Raw genomic sequence first — 21,151 nt, 5'->3', positions numbered from 1 at the left:
GACGCTCAAATTTTTAGGTATCTGCCCCTACAATGGCCGTTCTACAGCCTGAGGGGCCCGGAGGAGTGGAACCGCAAGATCGGTCGAGCGCGCGACAAACGAATGCTCCATATCGGCGTCACCACAGCGGATGAGGACGATGACGGCTGCGCGCGATCACTACCATGCTTGGATGCAGAGAGTGTTGGATCATATTGACCGGCATCTGGACGGCGATCTGGACCTGGACGCGGTGAGCGGCGTTGCGGCTTTTTCCAAATTCCATTTCCACCGGCAGTTCAAAGCGACTTTCGGCGTGTCCCTGCATCGTTACGTCCAGCTGGCCCGCCTCAGACTGGCCTCAAAACGGCTCGCGGATCGCGAGGGTCAGAGTGTCACCGATATCGCGTTGGACTCCGGCTACGAGACGCCCGACGCCTTCGCCCGCGCCTTTCGCCAGAGGTTCCGGCAGTCGCCGTCGAGTTTCAGAAAATGTCCCGACTGGGAGCCGTGGCTTAGGACCTTCGGGCCGCTCAACTCAGCCAGGAGCAAAATCATGCCTACGACCTTCACACCCAATGAGGTGACCATCCGCGAAGTGGCGCCGACCCGCGTCACGATCTTCGAACATCGGGGCGATCCCGAGATCCTCGACGTTACCATTCAGAAATTTATTGCCTGGCGCAAAGCCGCCGGGATGTCGCCCAAAACCAATCCGGCCTTCAATATCTGGTACACCGAGCGGCGGCCGACGAACCCCGCCGACTATCGTATGGAGCTGTGCGTTGGCGTCGATGCGGACCACTGTATCGATCCCGCCGACGAGACGGTCAGGGCGGGCGAGATCCCAGGCGGACGCTGCGCTGTGCTGAGGGTGACCGGCGACACCCACAATCTCGAGCCCGCCGCGCTGTACCTGTACCGCGACTGGCTGCCCGCCAGCGGCGAGGAGATGAGGGACTTTCCAATCTACTGCCAGCGCTTCTTCCTCGCGGAGCCGGAGCAGGGCACTGCGGCGGAGGTTCATCTGCCGCTGAAGTGACGAACGTCCGATCTCGGGAGTTTCGTTACCACCAGCTTTCGCGTTTCGTCTGACAAGCGTTGATGACGAAATCGGTCATCTCAACGCGAACTCGGCCGCTGCGGAAAATGAATGGATGTCGGAAGTTGGGAGCCGGGAAGGGTCCCAGAATCGCCGAAACTGGGTCATTTGGGCATCGCCGGATATGTTCGTATTGGCGGTACGCTCAGTGCTGGTCTCTGCCGCATCGGTTTGGATCTAAATCGACCTGCTTCGCCAGCAATCTCGCGGGCTCCAACCCGCCAGCACGCGACTGATTTCGATAGTGAACTGAACGAAGGCTATGCAGCGTGATTGGACGAAAGTCACCTTCCTACAGGCATCACCTTCGGCTATCCAGAGCCATCAATGCAGGCGCTAAGCAGTGATTTATAACGGCGAAGTTCGAAGCGCGCTGATAGGAAACCCTGCCAATGCTCGTCCCGTCATTTGCCCTACTCAGCGTCACCGCGCCTTTGCCCTCGTCTATGACCTCTCGCACGGAGATCGTATCCTTCACACCCGACGCGATGTCCTGCGCCGACGGATCGGTCCAGTCGAGCGGTCTCGTTCGCCCTCTGTCGGTTGTATGGACGCGCTACGCCTCTTCCTCCGACGTTGCGCCTCCACCAACGTACGGGTTCTCGTTCGCAATCGATGCGCAAGGGCGCGTTCGCACAATCCGGCAGGATGTCAGATCGCCGTCGAACTACTATTTCGACGCGAGCGATCTCGCGCCCGCACTTGCTGTATCCCACTTCCCGGTTGGTGCGCCGCATGCAGCGTGCTCGGTCAGTTACAAAGCATCTTTCCGCCCGATTGAGACTGCCGCTATGTCGGACCTATACCAGCTGGCTAGCCAACCAGAGCTTACGGGAACGCCGGCAGGGCTCTTTGAGCGGGTCCGTCCCGCAGGATCAACCTGCCCAACCCAGCCTGGTCAGTACCGCCGGCTGAATCTGCCCGCGTTCGAAAAGCTGCCGTCTATCGTTGGTGGTTCGGCTTGGGTGTTCTATACCTTCGACGTTGATACGAGCGGCAAGCCAAGTCGTGCTCGGGCTCTTGGCTCGTCCGGCGACAGGGCTCTCGATGCTGCAGGGCTCCACGCCTTGCTCGCGAACCGCTATGCACCAGGGCCGGGCTATCGCGGTTGCACCTACCACTTCTATAGAACCGATAGTTCCAATCACGAAGCCCCGGAGCTTCCTTCCGACGCACCGGCAGACATGCGCGATCAGCCCAGTTGTGCAGTCGATCCTAAATCGATTTCTGGATTACTGAATGGGACTGCATATCCAAAACCGTTCTCCCGACGCCATATCGAAGGTATCGCAGTAGTCGGTTACGATACGGCGCCATGGGGCGCAGTTGGAAATGTGAAGGTTCTGCTGTCGGAGCCGGACGAGACGTTCGGTAATGTAGCCCGCAACGGAATTTCGAACGCCCGCGTGACGGAGAATGCCACAGGCCGCCGCGGCTGCATTCAGCGCATAAGGTTCAAGTTACCGCCAACGCGGATTGCCCGGTAATGTAACCCGGAAAGGTGCCCGTCACCGATAGCCGGCGGCCTGGAGTTCGAACAACTCTGCATAGCGGCCGCCGGCAGCGAGCAGATCACCATGAGTCCCGGATGCCTCCACGCCCAGGAAGCTCGTAGCGTCGGTCTGAACGAACGGCGGAAGTTGGGGAGCTGAAAAATCGCCCGCGAACGTCGGATCCTGGGTCTCACCGCTCCTTGTTAATCGGGCTGGGGGCGTCAGGCGAACGTGCTGCATAATAAGCTGCTACCGCGTCGATCTCCCCGTCTCCCAGCCGATGGGTGATCGCAATCATAGGATTGCCGCCAACCTTCTCGGGGCGCGTGCGAAACTGGCGAAGCCGGTCTGCAAGATACAGCCTGTGCTGGCCGTCTATCATCGGAAAGGCTTTCGCCGAAGCTTTGGTGATGTCGTGACAGTCGGCACATCCGCCCAGTCCGCGCGCCGGGATGCCCACCGTTGCGATCTGGCGGCCTTGCATCAGCACGTAGGCGCTGGCCGTCGCGCTATCGGAGCGATGATGCGGCTGCGCGCTGTAGTAGTTTGCGAGCTGACCAATTTGGCGATCGTCGAGCTGTGTCGCTACCGGCTGCATGAAGCCGCTGTGCCGCTTTCCGCTAGCATAGTTGGTGAGCGCGTTGCGGATATACTCGGGCCTCAGGATCGCGATATTGGGGATTGCGCCGCCGTCGCGCCCGGTGCCGCCATCGGTGTGACAGCGCGAGCAGGTCTTTATCACATCACCGTCGATCGAGAAGGTGTCGAAACCGATCGCGGGATGCGTGTAGCTGCTTTCCGGTGGCCATTCATCCGAATGCGCGAAGCTATAGGAACGTTTGAGGAAGGTGTCGCCGAGCGGGCCCACGCCGACCGAGCCAGACGTTTTCAGCGAGTCGCCGTAGGCAAGTGCGCGATATTGGGAGGTGGTCATCTTGGGCAGCGCGCGCAGGAACGACACGATCGACCAAATCTCGTCGTCGCGGTCTTGCGCTGGATAGGCCGGCATGCCGCTATATTTGACACCATGCTTGACGATCCAGAAAAGTTCGGGCGCGCTGAATGTCCCGACCTCGCGAACCAGATACTGGGGGCGCGGTCGCATCGACAACACGATGGGATTCTGGCCGAGCCCGGGCCCGCCGTGACAATGGGCGCAGGAGGTCCCGTAATATCCGGCTCCCTTGGCGATAAGTGCGGTGTTAGCGAGGTCGGCCGGAGCCGCGATGTTAGCAGCATGGTGCGCGGTTGAGCGCTGGAAGGCATAATGCAGCAGGCGTGCCCAGCCTTCTGGATGCGGGGTTGAGGCGGCCAGGTTCGCAAGGCCGGTCGCCAAGACTAAGGATCCGAGCAGACCACTTATGGCGCCAACGAGGAGAAAGGGTCCTATCCATTGCGTCAACCGCAAGGGGAAAAGCGTCGCTATCCAACGCGGTGAGATAACCGGCTTCGCCATCCTTGGCTCCGACTGTCGCTGCAGGAGCTATGACTCGTAGTGAGGGTAATGGTTCCTTCAACATCCCGTTGGTAAACGCCTGGACTAGCTCCGCGGTGGTTTGCTTGACGATCGGTAGGCACTCCCGCACGGCGCGGGCGTAGACCTCCGGCTTGGCAGCAACGTTTTTGGCGAGATTGGCGGCGTCGACGATTCGGTTGGGCGCGCACACGAACGCCATAGCTGCCGAGGTCTAGATACTCTTGCTGCAACTGGTGGGCCAAGGTTTTCCGCCTGTCGCTTCGAAGAGTGCGGCTAAGCGATCAGCATCGCCGGTTTCGACTTCCACCGTCAGCGGATCCGCCGGAACCGTGTCGGCAGCGAATGCGGAGGACGCCAGCAGCATCCCCATTACCGTGCAAGCGCGTCGCGTGATCCTCATTACGAGGCTGTACGTAAGACAGATGCGGCGGATCCAGGTGTGTGTTTTCCTTTATCAATCGTTCCGATAAGCCGTACATTGCGGCGCGCAAGTACCGCTTACAGGGCAGTGCCCGTTACCGCCGATATCTTCGCATCTGGCCGAAATCGGAACATTAACGAGCGGCCGCTTTCGGGGAGCGGGCAGGCAGGGGTGGGTGCCCGTCATTGGGTCGTTAACCAATTGCCTATGCCATTTCGTCAAAATTTGACCGAGCCATCTGAATACCGGGGCCCGCATTCGGCGACGCGGCGTTGATCACCTGACCGACTGGAAGTTTCGCCCATGTGCCACGTGCTAATCATTGAAGACGAACCGTTTATCGCGATGGACTTGCAGCAACTTCTGGAAGACCAGGGTGCTACCTCGTTCGCCTTCGCTGATACCGAGGACGAGGCTGTTGCGGCCGCGATGGAGCGCCGGCCAGACGTCATAAGATCAGACGTCAAGCTGACTAAGGGAACCGGTCCGGCAGCCATTCATACGATCCAGCAGCGGCTTGGAGAGATCCCCGTCATCTTCATCACCGCGACGCCGGCAGAGTGCGAGTCATGTGATCCTCCCGGCGTTGTACTGAGCAAGCCGATCAACGCCCATGCCGTTTGTGCGGCGTTCAGCAACGTCTGGCATTAGTCGTCAGTCTGGCCTGTTATCGCTGCCAGATTGGAATCCAGTGTCCAGACCACGCCCTCGGGCTCGTATTCGAGCTTTGCGACGCCTCCCATGTCCTTAGCCAGAGCACGCATGAGACGGGAGCCGAAGCCAGTACTTGTCGGAAGATTTACCGGCGGCCCGCCGTATTCCTGCCACCGCACTAGCAGCGCGCTCTGCCCGTCTTCCAGCTCGATCGTCGTCCACCCTAGCTCGACGTGCCCCACCTCGTTCGACAACGCGCCGTACTTCGCGGCGTTCGTCGAGAGTTCATGAAGCGACATCGAGAAGGCGAGCGCAGCTTTTGCGTTCAACTGAATTTCAGGGCCCGAAATCAGGATTCGGCCAGGCTTCGCACCGTGCAGGCGCGTTGCTCCGTCTACGATCATCGCCATCGGCGCTGCCGTCCAGCTCGACTGGACGAGCAGATCATGAGCGTGCCCCAGGGTCGTCAATCGCTCGCCGATGGCATCCCGCGCCTCCTCTGGCGTCGAGACATTCCGCAGCGACTGGCTAACGATCGACTGCACGACCGCCATCGTATTTTTGATGCGGTGCTGCAGTTCGCCGGTCAGCAAGAGGCGATGGGCTTCAGCCTCTTTTTCGGTTGTTATGTCTCGGACGGTGCCGACAAATCTCTTGCCTCCGTCAGGGCCTCTTACGAGCGCGCCTCTGGCGTTGACCCATCTCTCTTTGCCGTCGACCGCGCTGATCGTGCGATATTCTATGTCCGTCGTGCCATCGCCATCAGGGGCAACAGCCGCGGCATTCGCGGCAACCACATGCGCCCGATCGCTAGGATGTACGCGTGCGAGGAACGACGTTTCATAGTCCAGCGGCTCGTCCGCGCTGTGCCCAAGGAGTTCGCGTGTGCGTGCGTCCCACGTCATTTCACGCAAGCTCGGCGACGATTGCCAAGCACCAAGGCCGCCAGCCTCGAGCGCCAAACGGGTTCGCATCTCGCTATCTTCAAGCGCTTCGTGTGCTTCCCGCTGAACCGTGCGATCACGCAGTATCTTGAGGAAGCCGATAGGCTTGTCGTCATCATCGGTCAGCGGCATCATTTCGCCGCTTGCCCAGAATTGGCTGTCGTCCTTCCTCATGTGCCAGCGCTCGTCGACTCCGCGGCCATTGGCGAGCGCCGAACCCATTTCCTTGGCCGGCACACCACGTTCGCGGTCTTCCGGTGTGAAGAAGTCGCCGCACGGGCGTCCAACCATCTCGATCGCTTCCCAGCCCATCAAGCGGCAGGCACCGATGTTCCAGCTCGTAATAAGCCCATGCAAGTCCATCGTGATGATGCCGTAATCGATGGCGCTATCGACGATCAGGCGGTGGCGTTGCTCAGTCTTGCGCTGGTGGGTCAGTGCGAGGCGTAGTTCCAGCTGCGTCATCACCTGCCGTGCGAGAACCTCAAGCGTCAGACGCTGGAACGCGGTAATCCCTTTCGGGCGAGGCGATCGGTCGAGAACGCAAACCGTCCCGATTGGAATGCCCGCAGGCGTTCTGAGCAAGGCACCAGCGTAGAACCTCAGCCCATCGTCCGGAGTGACCAATGGGTTGCGATCCACACGAGGATCCAAGCGGGTGTCCGGGATAACCAGCAGATCGTCTTCGAGGAGCGCGTACTTGCAGATCGACACGTCCATCGGGAGCTCGCGAGCGCCGATCCCGACTTCTGCCTTGAACCATTGTCGATCGCTCGAGATCAGGTTCACCACCGCGATCGGCGCGTTCAGCGCCTCCGATGCCAGTTTCGCGATGTCGTCGAAATCGCTTTCGATTGGCGTATCGAGAATGTCGTACGCCCGTAGCGCAGCTTCGCGCTGTTCGTCGGTCCACTTTGGAGCGTTCGACCTAGGGAGGCAGTCCGCGAGAGCGTCGTTGGTCATCCACTGCGCTTAGCACCGTTTCGGGCGACATTCGACAAACGTAATCCGGAGCATCCCCATGCAGATTCTCGAGACCCGCGAAAGTCCGCTCCTGCCTGAAGCAGGCTTTGGCTATCGGCCTTGCGAACGACAGCTTCGTCCCAAAGCTCGACATTTCAGCGCCGCTGCTGGGCGATCGCGAACTGATGAATGATTGTCCGTAGTTGGGAAGCGCAAGGGTGGCGCTGAGCGTCCATGATTGGGTCATTGCTAACTTGCGAGCGTGTCGCGCGTAGAATGCCGTCACTATGTCGGCAATAGCCTCCGGCGCAGTACCGGTCCGATCGCGAGCAGCACGAGCCCCGCGCCCGCGACGATGGCAGCGTGCAGCAGCCAAAATTCGGAGGGCGTCCAACGCTCGTATAGCGCCCCCATCCGCCCGCTAATAACGCTCCCAGCAAAGGTCGACAGCGTGTTGATGCCAATCAGGGTGCCGCGAAGCCCCGGCGGCGCCTCCGCGGCATAGAGCGCGAGCGCGATCGGAGTGACGTACAGCCAGCCGATATTGGTAAGGAGGTGAAACGCGACTGCCCAGATGAGCGGTGCGCGGCCCGTCGCGTCGCTCACAAGCGACGCGAGCGACAACCAGGCGGTGCCGCCACCGAAGACGAGGCAGCCGATCGCGAGCTTGGCAAGGCTGTCAGGCTCTAGCTCCGCCGCCGCTTGGCGCCGCCACAACGCAAGGAATAGCGGCATGACCAGCACCGGTGCGAGTCCGTCCAGCGCCTGCAGCCAGGGGACAGGAATGATGATACCGCCGACCTGCCGGTCGAGATGGTCGCGCACCCACAGGTTGTATACGTTCCACACCTGGCTCTGCGCGATCCAGAAGCAGGTGATAAGCGGCCAGATCGCGAGCAGTGCTGCGAGTCGCGTCCGTTCGGCAGGGGTGAGTCGGTCGCGCTTTACCGCGTCGACGCGAGCGCGATCTGCCGGCAAGTGCCGCTGTCCCGCGAGGTACACAAGCAACCCGACGAGCATACCGAAGCCAGCAAAGGCAAAGCCGGCATGCCATCCGTACACGACCGCCAGCGCGCCCGTGACGATCGGTGCGATGAATGCTCCGAGGTTGATCCCGACGTAATAGAGCTGGAACGCGTCCGCCTCGCGTCGATCGCCGTCAGCATAGAGCGCCTTGATCTGTGCCGAGAGATTGCCGCGCAGCAGCCCTGCGCCGACGATGAGCAGCAGCAGCGCGAGCAGAAACGAGGCATCGAAGGCGAGGGAGAAATGCCCGGCGGTCATCAGCAGGGCGCCGGCCGTTACTGCCGCGCGCCGACCGGTTACACGGTCGCCGAGCCAGCCGCCAATGACCGGAGTGAAGTAGATGAGGCCGACGTAGAGGCCGAATGTCTGTGTCGCGAGCGCAGTGACAGATAGCGGCCCGGTGACACCCTCGACGATACATCGAAAGGTCGCGAAGCCGATCACGTGCCCGATGTGACCAGGCAGCAGCAATTGCTCGGCCATGTAGAGCGTAAGGAGCGCTTGCATGCCGTGGAACGAGATGCGCTCGCACAATTCTGTCCCCGTCAGCACCCACAATCCGCGAGGATGGTCGAGCAGTCCGCGCCAGCGGGCGCGCGGGTCTTCCGGCCTTGTAAGCGTCCGATCGTTCATGCCCGCCTCCGGTCGGGACTGTCGCAGCGCGTTTTCTTCTCTGCAAGCCCTCGTCGACTTGCCCGGTATCAGCAGTCGGGTGACGAATAACACAGGCTTACAGCCTTCGGCCTGCGATGAACGAACGGCGGTTCTTGGGAAGCGATAGAATTGATCTGAGCGTCGAGTTATGGGTCATAGTGAGCCCTCGCCGCCACGCCGCGAAATCATGCTTGGGATAGCTGTCACCTGCCACACCAGGCGATCGTCGCCACGCTTCTCAAGCTCGGGCTCGCAATCTATACCGAACTCCGATGCTGGTTACCGCAACCAGATTTGACGGGGATCTTGGGCGGTTAAGCTTGTTGGTCCCCCGGCCCACTACCTCCGCAAGCAACTCGTCGATCTGGCTTTCACATAAGGTCGGCGATGTGCATTTCCCACCCAGAAGCGGGGCGCCGCATGAGCGGCATTTTGCAGCGGTAGCTTCGCCGTTGCCGAAATGGCTTCCAGTGGCATTTTCCACCGCTTTGCCCGTCAATCGTCGTCCGGATGCCGTTGTGCCCGTAAGTGAATGGTATCAGTGGGAAGCAAGAGCAGTCGGGCGGCAGATCAGCATTTTAAGACGTTCTGACGAGTCCGCGAAGTCACCGAAACTCCGCACCCATCTCATACCCCCGATCGACAATGGTCACAGCGATCACTGAAAACTCGGAGTGGCAATTCTCCCAGGCGTGAAAGCGCGGCAGTTATCCTCATCCGCGACACACTACCGCATTCCGCGGTTACGAATTATTAAGTCCGGATCGGGATTGTCCACCTGCACTTATAACGATTGGAGCAATCAATAAGGAGAGGGACGGTACTATGCGCCAGATGGAGTCGCGGCTGCAGAGAGTGGGAATTGTTGATGACTCCCGTACGATGCAGGCAGTTCTGGAACAGCTGCTGACGGTACGATTACGATACGAGATTGTGGGCGTCGCGAGCGATGGCCAGACCGCGGTGTCGATGATCAAGCGACTGCGACCGGATCTGGTCACAATCGATCTTCTGCTGCCATACATCGACGGCCGGCAGCTGCTTGACGCGCTGCAATCGTTCCCCGAAATGAAGAAGGTAGTCATCTCTACCGCCGCCTGCGAGAACCTGGCCGTCAAGGCCAGTCTCGAGAAGCTGGGAGCCGACGGATGCGTATCCAAGACGCGTATCTCGCAAGACCCTGATAACTTTTGTAATCTGGTTGCGGCGATTATGCGACGGCCCAAGAAGGTGCGCGAGACAGTCTCACCGCTCTCCATGCCGTTGGCGGCTTTGAACCGTCCCAGTTTTGCGGCACGGTCCGGCGGGCTGGGAGAGCAAGGGCCGATCACCAGCTACCCCTTACCGACCGATGAGTCCAAGAGGCTCACTGCTTTGCAAATCCTCGGCCTTGCCAATGACACTGCCGATCGCCGGCTAGATCTCCTGACGGAACACCTCGCGAAGACTACAAGTTACTCGGCATGTGCCATGACGTTTCTCGACAAGGACACACAGTGGATCAAATCGAGCGTCGGCGTGGATCGTGGCTTCACCGCTCGCTCGGATGCGATCTGCAATTACACCATCTGCGGCGACGAACCCTTTATCGTCACCGACACGCATACCGACGCCCGCTTCGCCAAACTTAAGACCGTTATTTCGGGAGCGATGATTCGATCTTATGTGGGCTATCCTATCATCCAATCATCGGGCATCCGGCTGGGTGCGCTGTGCCTGCTCGACACGAGGCCTCGGCGCGTGACGATCAAGGAGCTAACGAACCTGCGCAGTATCGCCCGGATCGCTGCTGATATGGTCGAAAGTCGCCCGGAGCCGACACAACGCGCCGCCTAGCTATAGGAAGGACCGAAGGCGGGTCTGGGGGAAGACGCACCTTAAATTGACGTGATGGCCCAGGCTCGCTTGTCCTTGCTCACTTACTTTTCCCGCTTGTAACTGGATGTCCCGGCGGAGCACCACGAACGCGATCCGACTAGGCGAGTTTTCAACGGGCATGGCCCGTGAGCAAGTCACCCAGTGGGTGCCGGGCCGTCGCCTCGCGTTCGTGGTGCTCCGCCATCCACCAGCGATGGAAGAGATGAGTCCATACCGCCGCGTATATGCGCCGCACGTCAGGGGATACTTCGATACCGGCCAAACGCGCTTCTCGCTCATTCCGCTACCTAGCGGCGGCACTCGGCTAGGAATCACGTCGGTGCACCTGCTGCACATCGACCCAGCGCTCTACTGGCAACCTATCGCGCAGCTGGCGATCCGCCTCAACTTATCGCGAGTTCTAGACGACGTTCGAATAAAGGCAGAGCGTAATCCAGTCGCCCGCTGACCTGAATGAACGTCCGAAGCTGGGCACCGGCCAAGCGGCTCGGAATGTCGGTTTGTGGGTCGACATAACCGCGGAGCGGCCATCCGAAGCACTCGGTTAACCCGTGTCGGTAGCTGAAAATCGCCGTTTTCCAGCGCTTGGCGGACGACTCAACATTTGCTAGAATCACGGTGCGTTGCGCAAAGGGCAGCGCCGGGACTGGTAATCCTGCTTGTCAAACTCACTCGGAAACTCGGTTTCCGGGGTGCCGCCGCGTATGTCCAGACCTTCGGGTTAAAGGCGGCGGCGCATGTGACAAGCATGTTACCAGCTCCGGCGGCTCTCGCGCGCAAGCGCGGGAGTTCGGGACCTCTACCGCATCCACCCGTCACTTCCGCTACCGCCAAGGACGCGGAACAGAGGTGTGTATGGGCAAGATTGTCCCCATTCGATCGCACGTTATCCTCGATCTTTTATACGACGGGTTCGGCGACATTCCCGCCACGCTCTTTCGAACCCGGGCGGGACGCGAACTGAGCCGAGCGCGCTACCATACCGCCGAAACCTTCTTCGCTCCGATCGAACGCCAGTCTGTGCAATCGCTGGAGGACACGCTCTACCGAGCAGGCGTCGTCGCCCAACTCGGCCTAAGCTCGCATCTGATCGACGTGGGTTTCGCCGACGCCTGGTGCGCCCGCCATGTCGGCCTGTGTGTCGCGGACTCGCTGGCCTACGCCAACGCGACCGGGCTAGGCCACGACTGCCGCGACATGGTTCGGCTGGCCGAGGTGCTGACGCCCTATTGTAAATGGAATTCCTTCCACCTTTGGGATGCCCCGCCACCCGACGATGGCGGCTTTACCGCGAAGCAGATCCGGGTGCTTCTCCGCGCTCTTCTCGACCGGGTGTACGACGTGACCGGTCACCCTCGTCCCAAAAGATGGGCCGCCATTGCCGAACACGGAGGTCGGTCATGAGCGCTCCTATTTCGCAGTGCCGAAGCGACCCATGTCCGACCAGGCGTTCGAGCGTGAAGGCCGATGATGACGGTTCGCCGGCACGTATCGGCTCGCATGCGCCACTCGGCCCAGGCCGCGCGGCGCAGGGGAGGGCGGTCTCCCGTTGCGCGTCATGCGCATGATCACCCGTCCCTTCGATGGCGGCCTCGCCTACGGCATCCCGGAGGATCAGCCGCTCCCGCCTGAGGATCGCGTGCCGTCCGGCGCCGCGCACGCTGCGGCCATGGACGACCTCTATCGGACGCAGGCGCCGCGCCTGCTGCGCTATTTCCGGCGCAGCACGGGCAGCACGCAGACCGCCGCGGACCTGGTGCACGACGCCTTCGCGCGTCTCGCCCACAGCGGCCGGCTGCCCGATATTCTCAACCCGGCGGCCTATCTCCAGCGCATCGCGCGCAATCTGTTGGTCGACCGATCCCGTGCGCCGATGGCCCGCGAGACCTTCGTTCCCCTCGAGGAATGGGACGCAAGAACCTCGCCGACACAAGAGGATGGACTGCTCGCGCAGGATCTCCTGCGGTGTTATGAGGCAGCGATCGCCACCTTGCCGGAGCGAACCCGCATGGTCTTCCTGCTTCATCGTGCCGACGAGCTGACCTACAGCCAGATCGCGAGCCGCCTCGAGATGCGCTTCTGCAATGTCCAATATCATATGAAGCAGGCGCTCGCGCATCTCGACCGGGCACTCGACGAGCGATGACCGAGATCACCCCTGATCCGGATGCCGAGCGGATACGCGAGGAGGCCGCAGCGTGGATCGCACGCCTGCAAGGCGGAACGTCCGCGCGCCTGGTCCGCCAGATCGGCCGCTGGCGCGCCCAGGATCCGCGGCACGAAGCCGCCTATGCCCGCATGATCCAGCGGTTCGAGGGCGCGAAAGTGCTGCGCCGCTCGCACATCTATGCGGCCCGGCCACAGCCGGCCCGACGCACCGGTCGTGTCGCCATGACCGTAACCGCTCTTTGCGCCGCGACGCTCGCCCTGGCCTTGCTGACGCCCGAGGCGCGGCATTTCCTGCCGAGCAATTGGACCGGGGAGACTGCTTCCAGTGGCGCGCCGGGAGACGGGGCCCATCAGCGTCACATCGCTGCGCCGGCTGCAGGCGTTGGTGCGGTCGGTCTCGATGACGGCTCCGTCGTCACGCTCGACGCGGGCAGCACGATCGATGTCGCGTTCACGCGCGGTGAGCGCCGCGTAACGCTGCGGCGAGGCCGCGTGCGCTTCGACGTCGCACACGATGGTCGACCGTTCACGGTTTCCGCCGGAACGGGATCGGTGACCGCGCGCGGCACGATGTTTGATGTGTCGTTGTCGCCGGACGGGCGCGTGGCGGTCCTGCTGCTGCGCGGCGCCGTCGATGTCGCGGCAACTGTTCCCGCATCGGCCGCTCCTGACACGGCCATCGTCCGCCGGCTTAGCGGCGGCGAGGACGCAGCCTATGCCGCCGGCGCCTTGCTGCCCCGGTCCGAGCCGGTCGCGAGAGATGCGCATTGGGCCGACGCGGCGGTCGACTTCGACAGCGTGACGCTCGGCTATTTGCTCGATCGGGCCAACCGCGACGGAGCACCGCCGCTCAGGGTCAGTGATCCATCGCTCGCACAGCTTCGCGTGTCAGGTCGGTTCAGCCTCCGCGATCACGATCGCCTGGCAAGCAATCTGGCGACCTTGCTCAACCTCAGCGTCAAGCGCCGCGCGGAGGTCATCGAACTGAGCCGCTGACAGTCGCAACTTATTTTCGAGCCGTCCTACTCGGCGATCGAAACGCTCCGTCACCCCCCGACACGATAAAAAGGGGGGAACAGCATGCTTTCGAAAACCTACGCATCGATATGTGCGAGTGTCGCCGTCACCGCGCTGTGCACGCCAGCGGCCGCGCAGGCGCAGGCCAGCGCGCATTATGATCTGCCACCGCAGGATCTCGCCACGACGCTGCGACGCGTCGGCCAGATCGGCCGTGTCGAGATCCTCTTTAGACCGGGCGATGTCGCCGCGATCACCGCCCCCGCAATCCAGGGCGAGCTGACGCTCTCGGACGCGATCGAACGCGCCCTTGCCGGAACTGGTCTGAGTGCGATTTTCGGACCCGGGTCCGTCATCATCCGCAAGCGGCCCGGTCCCGGGCACGGCGCGTCCAGCGCCGCGCCCGATGGCGGCGATATCGTCGTGACGGGGAGCCGTATCCGGGGAGCGCCCGTCGCCTCGACCATGATCCGGGTTACCGCCGAGGACATTCGCAACGCTGGCCAGGCCTCGCTCGGCGACGTCGTGCGCAGCATCCCGCAAAGCTTTGGCGGCGGCCAAAATGCGGGCGTGGGGCTCAACGTGCCCGCGACCAGCGGCGTCAATGTCGGGGGCGCCTCGACGATCAACTTGCGCGGGCTTGGCAGCGACGCGACGCTGACTCTGCTCAACGGCCACCGGTTGACGTACAATGGATCGCGGCAGGGCGTCGACATCTCGGCGATCCCGCTCGGCGCGGTCGACCGGCTCGAGATCGTCGCTGACGGCGCATCCGCGCTCTACGGATCGGACGCGGTCGCGGGCGTCGCCAACATCATCCTCAAGCGCGACTATCAAGGTCTCGAGACGAGCGCACGGATCGGCGGCGCGACCGACGGCGGCGATTTCCAGCAGCAATATGGCGCCGTCGCGGGCACGCGCTGGTCGTCGGGTGGACTGATCGCGGCGTATGAATATGCGCGCAACACCGCGATCTGGTCGAACGACCGAAGCTACGCCGTGTCGCGCCCGAATGTGACGATCTATCCCGCCCAACGCCGGCACGCCGTTACGCTATCAGGTCATCAGGCGCTGACCGAAACGCTCACCTTCGAGGTCGACGCGCTCTACAACAAGCGCTGGCACGAGATCGACTATCCCGCGAATTTCGCGGGCGACCTTAATCTCAGCCGGGGCGTGACCGCATCGACCAGCGAGTCGTACGCCATCGCGCCCGCCCTCAAGCTGGCGCTTCACGACTGGCGCCTGTCGCTCTCCGGCGTCTGGGGGCAGGAGACGGTGTTCACCCAAGGCACCACCTTTGCCGGCAGCGTGCAGACCAGCTACAATTTCAACTGCTACTGCAACAACGGCAAATCGGCAGAACTGGGTGCCGATGGCCCGCTGTTCCGACTCCCCGGCGGAATGGCCAAGGTCGCGGTCGGCGCCGGCTATCGCTACAATCTACTCGACGCGTTTCGTGGTACCGGCAGCCCGAACAACATCCGCGCCTCGCAGGATAGCTATTATGCCTATGGCGAGCTGAACCTGCCGCTGATCGGCTCCGACACCGGCGTCCCGCTAGTCCATAGCCTCAATCTCAGTGGCGCCTTGCGCTACGAGCGCTATCCGGGTGTGGCGGAGATCACGACGCCCAAACTCGGCGCGATCTTTGCGCCGTCGCCCGACCTTGAGATCAAGGGTAGCTGGGGCAAATCCTTTCGCGCGCCGACGCTGTTCCAGCTCTACCAGTTGCGCGCGGTTACCTTGACCAACATCAGCTCGGTTGGCGGTACCGGCTTTCCGGCGGGATCGACCGCGCTTTTGCTGTCGGGCGGCAATGCGACCCTCAAGCCCGAGCGCGCGACGAGCTGGGCGGCGACGCTCGACCTGCATCCCCGCGCACTTCCCGGCGCGCGCCTGCAGCTCAGCTATTTCTCGACCGATTATCAGGACCGGAACGTCACGCCAATCAGCTTCACCACCCAATCGCTCAGCAACCCGATCTATGCGGGCCTCGTCACGCTTTCCCCGAGCAATGCCGCTAAGGCGGCGGTCATCGCTTCGGCCGGCCAGTTCACGGTCGCCTCGACCAGCGGCACCTACGATCCGGCGCGCGTGGTTGCGATCGTCGACAACAGCGCTCTCAACGTCGGGCGGCAGACGATCCACGGGATCGACCTGCTCGGCGACTACGGCGTCGATCTCGGCACGGGCGGGGATCGGCTGACGCTCAGCCTCAATGCCAGCTACCTTGAAAGCGACCAGCAATTGAGCGCGGGCCAGCCCGTCCTGCAAAAGGCCGGGCTGCTCTTCAATCCGCCGCACTGGCGCGGCCGCGGGTCGCTCGGCTGGAGCCATAACGGGGCGACACTAACCGGAACGCTGAGCCGGATCGGCGGCGTCGACGACACGCGGACCGCGACGACCATCCGGATCGGGGGCGTGACGACGCTCGACCTGACCGCGCGCTATCGCCCGATCGACGCTCCCGGCATCTGGCACGGTCTCGATCTCAGCCTGTCTGTGCAAAACGCGCTGAACGACAAGCCGGATACCATCGCCACATCGGTCTTTTACGATTCCGCCTTCGACTCGACCAATTATTCGCCGGTCGGGAGGTTCGTCAGCTTCGGGATCACCAAAAAGTGGTGAGCCTGTCTTGGCGGCCTTGGAGCTCGCGGCAAGCGCTGCGGTGCTGTCTCGGCGGGGCGGTGCTGTTCCTGATCCCGGGTCAGGCGCTCGCCGCCTGTGACGATTTGCTCGCGCCGGCGGTGCCGGTGATCGCCAAGCGGGCGATCACCGCGGATGATCTGCTGCGCCTGCGCGATATCGGTCAGCCCGACCCGTCGCTCTTCGGCATGCCGAGCCCGCTCGGGGTCGCCCCGGACGGCAAGCGCGTGGCGTTCGTCCTGACTCGCGCCGATCCGTCGTCGAACAGCTATTGCCGTGCGCTGCTCGTCATCGGACTGGAGGCGGGCGCGGTGCCCCGCATCGTCGATCGCGGCGGGGGACTCGCCACCGTCAGGCTCGCGGTGCGGGGCCTCTTCGCGCAAGGCGGGCTGCCCGACGTTGCGACGCCGGTCTGGTCAGCCGATGGTCGCTGGATCGCCTATCTCAAGCGCGTCGGCGCGGTCACCCAGGCCTGGCGGGTGCGCGACGATGGCAGCGCGGCCGAGGCGGTCACCCATGCGTCCACCGACGTGGAGGCGGTCGCCTGCGATGGCGATGGCCGCCACCTCGTCTACGCCACCCGTCCGGGCATGCAGGCGGCAGCCGAGGCGATCGACCGCGAAGGGCAGGGCGGATATCTCTACGACGATCGGATCACCCCCAATGCCGGTGCGCGGCCACAGCTGCGCAGCACGCTGCCGCTGGTCGTGTCGGTGATCGACCCCGAAACCGGCGCCGTCACGCCCGCGACCACGCTCGAGCGGGACAGGCTGCCGCCTATCTGGGGTGCGGCAGTGCCGTCGGCAGCATCGGCGGTGTCGGGGACGGGGCGGCGCGCGCAGGTCACGCGGCTCGAGCACAAGGCGTCCCGGCTGGAGACGACGGACGAAAGGGGCCAGCCGCTTGCCTGCACCGCCGAAGCCTGCGGATCGGGCATCACCGGCCTGTGGTGGAATCCGAGTGGCACCGCGCTCTGGGTCCTGCGGCGCGAGGGCTGGGCGCGGGGGCGGATGGCGCTCTACCAATGGAGCCCCGCCAGCGGCATCGTACGGCGAATGTTCGACACCGACGATGTCCTGCATGGCTGCGTGACGGCACGCGACGACCTGGTCTGCACCCGCGAGAATGCGACCACGCCGCGGCGTGTCGTGCGGATCGACCCGACCACGGGCCGTTCGCAGCTGGTGTTCGATCCGAACCCCGACTTTGCCGGCATCCGGCTCGGGACCGTCCAGCGGCTTACCTGGCGCAACGAGCTCGGATTGCAGGCTTGGGGTGATCTCGTCCTGCCGGCCGACCGGCACCCGGGCGAGACGCTGCCGATGGTGGTCGTGCAATATCACAGCGACGGTTTCCTGCGCGGTGGCACCGGCGACGAATATCCGATCCAGCTTTTTGCCGCGCACGGCTTTGCGGTGCTCAGCGTCGAGCGGCCCGATTTCGTCGAGGCAGCGGCCGATGCCGCGCGCTCGCGCTACGGCGCGGATGCGCTCGACACGCGCCGCTGGGCGGAGCGCCGCAGCCTGTTGTCGTCGCTCGTCACCGGGGTGCAACTCGCGCTGAAGCGCGCGCCGATCGATCCCGCGAGAGTGGGTATCACCGGGCTCAGCGATGGCGCCTCGACCGCGCGGTTTGCGCTGCTCAACACACGGCTGTTCGCGGCAGCGGCGATCAGCACGTGCTGCACCGATCCCAAGACGGTCATGACCTATGGCGGCATTGCTTGGGCGGATGCGCAGCGCAAAGGCGGCTATCCGCCCGCGACGCGCGACGATCCGGCGTTCTGGCGACCCTATTCACTCGCGGTGAATGCGGCGACCATGCGGACGCCGCTGCTGATGCAGCTCGCTGACGACGAGTATCTGCTGGGTCTGGAGAGCTTCACCGCGCTGCGCGAACAGCGCCAGCCGGTCGAGCTGTACGTCTTCCCGGACGAGCATCACATCAAGGTCCAGCCGATCCACCGGCGTGCGGTCTATGAGCGCAGTCTCGACTGGTTCGACTTTTGGCTGAACGGACATGAAGACCCCGATCCGGGCAAGCACGATCAATATGCCCGCTGGGAGATTCTGCGCCGCGGGCTCGTCGCTCAGGCCGGCGACTCGGCTGGCCCGTCGCGGGCAGGATCGGCGCGATGAGATGTCCAGACCCGCGCCCACGCTTCGACATCGGCGAGCTGCAGGATACGGCGGAAGTCTCCGCCTCTGGGCGGTGCCGGGTCGTCCAGAATCCGCAAGATCGCGGACACGTCGAGCATGTCGTGCGCGGCGAGTTCGCCCTCGACCAGCATTTCCCGGATCGCCGGCCGGTAGCGTTCGTAGATCTCGGCGACGAAACTGTCGGGCGAGCCCTTCGATCGCCGCCACGCGATCGCGCTCGGCAATCGCGCGTCGAAGGCGTGTCTGGCGACTGCACGGTTCTGGCCATCCTCGAACCACGACCAGCTCGGAACCTGCAAGCAAGCCTCGATCACCGGCTGTGCGAGCAACGGCAGAACGGTCTCGACCGGGTCATCGGTCTCGATGCCTTCGACATGACCCTGCGCGACCGCGAGCAAGGCGATATGCGCTGCCTTTCCCGGGAGGGCGTCCGCCGGGGCGACGAGCCATGGATGCCGGATGGCCTCGTCGGCGTGACCGCAGGCGTTGCGCGACAGTAGTTGCCGGTTCGCCCGCCAGTGGTAGTCGGCCGTTCCGAACCAGGCGCGCCGCATGGCCCCCTTGGCCACCGTCCACAGACTTGCGGGCGCGAGCCGCGCAATGTCGGCGGAGGTCCGCCAGAAGCGGCGGTCCATGCCTGAGGTCAGCAAACGGTCCGCAGCGGGGGCGACCGACTGCAACGAACAAAAGACATTGTCGCCGCCGCCGCCGCTGAAGATGGCGCTCGCCCCGAACCCGGCGGCGGCCTCGAGCGCGATGCGTCGCGATTCCTGTGCGAACGAGCGCCGTGACGGGCGGGGGAGCAGTCCGGCCGCCGAGTGTTCGATCCGAATGCGCGACACGTCGCGCAGCCCTTCCACCAGCGGAACATCCAGCGCGTCCGTGACCAAGCGGGCATAGCGGCGTTCGTCGCCGGCCGCATCGTTCGATATGAGATTGGTGCAAAGGAACGGCTGGTCCTGCTCGGCGAGGCAGGCCGCGACGATCGACGAGTCCAATCCGCCCGACAGCATCAGCACCACACGATCGAAGCGATGGGCGAGCCCGGCGACACTGCTTTGGACGGCGCCGCTGACCCGGCGCCGCGCCTCGGCTGGATCGAGGATCGCCCGGTCTCGAGCCGCATGGGTCCAGGGTGACCAAAACGGTTCGACGGCGAGGTGTCTGTCCCCAAGCGTCAGTCGCTCGCCGCCGCGCAGCTCCGTGACGTTGTGCAGGCAGGTGCGCGCGTCGCGCAACTCGCCCGCCAGCAGGTGGATGGCGATGGCGTCCCAGTCGATTTCGGGCCGGGATCGCACCAGCGTGTGGAGGAGCGGGACGTCCGAGGCGAGCAGCACGCCGCCCTCAATGGCCGAAAAATAGCAGGGCAGGGAACCGAAGGGCGCCCGAATGATATCGACCGATCGCTCACCGGCCTGCACCGCGACATAATGCCCCCAGCAGCGGTCTATCAGATATTGGCCGCGAGATGCGGCGATGCGCGCCGACGCTTCCCCGCTCAGTTCGCGAAGCGGCCCGGACGTACCGGGTCGAAAGACCGATCCGAGCGCGATGCCGTTTTCGGTGACCGGCAAAGCGTCGAGCTCGGTGACGACGACGGTCGCGTGCGCGCTCTCGAGCACCGTCTCGAATCCCGGCAGAGCGCGCAGTCTCGACGCGAGGTCGTCGACCGGCGGACTCGAACCGTGAGGAGCCGTGCGAGCCAGAATGGCGAAGCGACCACGCATCAGATGACCAGGATCGGCGTGAAGTCGCGAACCATATCGGGCCGATCGTTGACGACAAGGGGACCTTGCTGAACCCAGCAGTGCGCCCCGAAGGGCCGCAGTTTCACGCCGATCACCAAGTCGACGCTGAAACCGAGCGCCAACATCCGCCGAGCGATGGCGATCGAGCGCGGCAGGCATTGGTCGTGCGGCGCCCAGAGCATCGTGGTGCGCTGGAAGGCGGCGAGCGCGCTGCGAGATGCGTGTTCCATCTGCAGCGTCGAGCGGCAGCACGCTTTTGCCCGCTCGATCGTTCGTAACACCGCCGCAAGACCACGCAGGCGCAGCGCGATCTTCACGCGAGTTAGATCAACCATCGCCGAAGCCACGCCACCGATATTGGGCTGCGGCAAGAGCCGGTCGATCAGCGCGTCGGTGGGCACATCGATCGCGCGGCATGCCGTAGGCGTGGCGTCGGCGGTTTCGAGAATGCTATTGCGCGCCAAGGACTCCAGGATCGTCCGATCGCCCGGATCCTCAGCGGCGTCAGCTGTCAGTCGGCGAAAGGCCGCCTCGGCTTCTGGCCGAAGGCAGAAATAGCGATCGGCGCGCGTGTCGAGAAACAGCACGCGGTCGCTGACCTGGCAGAAGGTGACATCGCGGCGGAGTGCATAGCCCATGGATCGCCTTTCGCATCGTGGCGGGGGGGGGGGGGGGGGGGGGGCGCGCCCCCCCCCCCCCCCCGGGGGGGGGGGGGGGCCGCCCCCCCCCCCCCCCCCCCCCCCCCCCCCCCCCCCCCCGGGCGGCCCCGGGGCGCCCCCCCCCCCCCCCCCCCCCCCCCCCCCCACAACACACCC

General features: G+C 63.8%; 15 protein-coding genes. 9 read left to right on the top strand and 6 right to left on the bottom strand.

Annotated features, from left to right (window positions below; all coding sequences use genetic code 11):
* Positions 1 to 139: 139 nt before the first annotated feature.
* On the top strand, positions 140 to 1,021 hold the full coding sequence (locus tag ABIB28_RS17735; RefSeq protein WP_354289375.1) for an AraC family transcriptional regulator: 882 nt from the start codon (positions 140 to 142) through the stop codon (positions 1,019 to 1,021).
* Positions 1,022 to 1,872: 851 nt separating this feature from the next.
* A complete protein-coding gene (locus ABIB28_RS17730; protein WP_354289374.1) occupies positions 1,873 to 2,568 on the top strand; it encodes an energy transducer TonB in 696 nt (231 codons plus the stop codon).
* Positions 2,569 to 2,764: 196 nt separating this feature from the next.
* Here the strand turns inward: ABIB28_RS17730 and ABIB28_RS17725 are convergent, their stop codons facing one another.
* Entirely contained in the window at positions 2,765 to 3,910 is a 1,146-nt protein-coding gene (locus ABIB28_RS17725) for a c-type cytochrome (RefSeq protein ID WP_354289372.1), read from the bottom strand.
* Between the two features lie 352 nt (positions 3,911 to 4,262).
* Complete coding sequence (locus ABIB28_RS17720; RefSeq protein ID WP_354289371.1) at positions 4,263 to 4,421, bottom strand: hypothetical protein; 159 nt, start codon at positions 4,419 to 4,421, stop codon at positions 4,263 to 4,265.
* A 354-nt stretch (positions 4,422 to 4,775) separates the two neighbouring features.
* On the opposite strand from ABIB28_RS17720, the gene ABIB28_RS17715 reads away from it, so the two are divergent.
* Positions 4,776 to 5,123: a response regulator gene (locus ABIB28_RS17715; protein WP_354289370.1), complete on the top strand. Its 348-nt coding sequence runs from the start codon at positions 4,776 to 4,778 to the stop codon at positions 5,121 to 5,123.
* Here ABIB28_RS17715 and ABIB28_RS17710 read toward each other — a convergent pair.
* Positions 5,120 to 7,033 carry a PAS domain S-box protein gene (locus ABIB28_RS17710; RefSeq protein ID WP_354289369.1) on the bottom strand — a complete coding sequence of 638 codons (1,914 nt, stop codon included), beginning with the start codon at positions 7,031 to 7,033 and terminating at the stop codon, positions 5,120 to 5,122. The two genes, ABIB28_RS17715 and ABIB28_RS17710, sit on opposite strands and share 4 nt — an antisense overlap.
* A 285-nt stretch (positions 7,034 to 7,318) precedes the next feature.
* Positions 7,319 to 8,785, bottom strand: coding sequence for a peptide MFS transporter (locus tag ABIB28_RS17705; RefSeq protein WP_354289368.1), 1,467 nt, complete (start codon positions 8,783 to 8,785; stop codon positions 7,319 to 7,321).
* 753 nt (positions 8,786 to 9,538) lie between these two features.
* On the opposite strand from ABIB28_RS17705, the gene ABIB28_RS17700 reads away from it, so the two are divergent.
* The 6 genes from ABIB28_RS17700 to ABIB28_RS17675 all read left to right on the top strand — a co-directional run bounded on the left by ABIB28_RS17700 (position 9,539) and on the right by ABIB28_RS17675 (position 18,567).
* Positions 9,539 to 10,549, top strand: coding sequence for a response regulator (locus ABIB28_RS17700; RefSeq protein WP_354289367.1), 1,011 nt, complete (start codon positions 9,539 to 9,541; stop codon positions 10,547 to 10,549).
* An 897-nt stretch (positions 10,550 to 11,446) separates the two neighbouring features.
* On the top strand, positions 11,447 to 11,995 hold the full coding sequence (locus ABIB28_RS17695) for a hypothetical protein (protein WP_354289366.1): 549 nt from the start codon (positions 11,447 to 11,449) through the stop codon (positions 11,993 to 11,995).
* A gap of 154 nt (positions 11,996 to 12,149) precedes the next feature.
* Positions 12,150 to 12,737 (top strand): RNA polymerase sigma factor, encoded by a 588-nt coding sequence (locus tag ABIB28_RS17690; protein WP_354289365.1) that lies wholly within the window; start codon positions 12,150 to 12,152, stop codon positions 12,735 to 12,737.
* On the top strand, positions 12,734 to 13,756 hold the full coding sequence (locus ABIB28_RS17685; RefSeq protein WP_354289364.1) for a FecR family protein: 1,023 nt from the start codon (positions 12,734 to 12,736) through the stop codon (positions 13,754 to 13,756). Before ABIB28_RS17690 ends, ABIB28_RS17685 begins: the two co-directional genes overlap by 4 nt.
* Before the next feature lie 84 nt (positions 13,757 to 13,840).
* On the top strand, positions 13,841 to 16,411 hold the full coding sequence (locus ABIB28_RS17680) for a TonB-dependent receptor domain-containing protein (protein WP_354289362.1): 2,571 nt from the start codon (positions 13,841 to 13,843) through the stop codon (positions 16,409 to 16,411).
* Positions 16,412 to 16,470: 59 nt separating this feature from the next.
* Positions 16,471 to 18,567, top strand: coding sequence for an Atxe2 family lasso peptide isopeptidase (locus ABIB28_RS17675; protein ID WP_354289361.1), 2,097 nt, complete (start codon positions 16,471 to 16,473; stop codon positions 18,565 to 18,567).
* Here ABIB28_RS17675 and ABIB28_RS17670 read toward each other — a convergent pair.
* Both ABIB28_RS17670 and ABIB28_RS17665 read right to left on the bottom strand, forming a co-directional pair.
* Entirely contained in the window at positions 18,519 to 20,315 is a 1,797-nt protein-coding gene (locus ABIB28_RS17670; RefSeq protein ID WP_354289360.1) for an asparagine synthase-related protein, read from the bottom strand. The genes ABIB28_RS17675 and ABIB28_RS17670 overlap by 49 nt on opposite strands.
* Positions 20,315 to 20,923: a lasso peptide biosynthesis B2 protein gene (locus tag ABIB28_RS17665; protein WP_354289359.1), complete on the bottom strand. Its 609-nt coding sequence runs from the start codon at positions 20,921 to 20,923 to the stop codon at positions 20,315 to 20,317. The genes ABIB28_RS17670 and ABIB28_RS17665 overlap by 1 nt, the downstream gene beginning before the upstream one ends.
* Positions 20,924 to 21,151: the final 228 nt, after the last annotated feature.

It is taken from the genome of Sphingomonas sp. UYEF23, assembly GCF_040546165.1.
In the GTDB taxonomy this organism is placed as follows: Bacteria; Pseudomonadota; Alphaproteobacteria; order Sphingomonadales; family Sphingomonadaceae; genus Sphingomonas; species Sphingomonas glacialis.
This window is presented reverse-complemented; position numbering and strand designations above follow the sequence as displayed.

Bases quoted from the DNA above. Each gene is read 5' to 3' on its own strand.
- ABIB28_RS17695 (WP_354289366.1), top strand. From the start codon at position 11,447: ATGGGCAAGATTGTCCCCATTCGATCGCACGTTATCCTCGATCTTTTA.
- ABIB28_RS17690 (WP_354289365.1), top strand. From the start codon at position 12,150: ATGCGCATGATCACCCGTCCCTTCGATGGCGGCCTCGCCTACGGCATC.
- ABIB28_RS17685 (WP_354289364.1), top strand. From the start codon at position 12,734: ATGACCGAGATCACCCCTGATCCGGATGCCGAGCGGATACGCGAGGAG.
- ABIB28_RS17715 (WP_354289370.1), top strand. From the start codon at position 4,776: ATGTGCCACGTGCTAATCATTGAAGACGAACCGTTTATCGCGATGGAC.
- ABIB28_RS17680 (WP_354289362.1), top strand. From the start codon at position 13,841: ATGCTTTCGAAAACCTACGCATCGATATGTGCGAGTGTCGCCGTCACC.
- ABIB28_RS17730 (WP_354289374.1), top strand. From the start codon at position 1,873: ATGTCGGACCTATACCAGCTGGCTAGCCAACCAGAGCTTACGGGAACG.
- ABIB28_RS17710 (WP_354289369.1), bottom strand. From the start codon at position 7,033: ATGACCAACGACGCTCTCGCGGACTGCCTCCCTAGGTCGAACGCTCCA.
- ABIB28_RS17720 (WP_354289371.1), bottom strand. From the start codon at position 4,421: ATGGGGATGCTGCTGGCGTCCTCCGCATTCGCTGCCGACACGGTTCCG.
- ABIB28_RS17735 (WP_354289375.1), top strand. From the start codon at position 140: ATGACGGCTGCGCGCGATCACTACCATGCTTGGATGCAGAGAGTGTTG.
- ABIB28_RS17670 (WP_354289360.1), bottom strand. From the start codon at position 20,315: ATGCGTGGTCGCTTCGCCATTCTGGCTCGCACGGCTCCTCACGGTTCG.
- ABIB28_RS17700 (WP_354289367.1), top strand. From the start codon at position 9,539: ATGCGCCAGATGGAGTCGCGGCTGCAGAGAGTGGGAATTGTTGATGAC.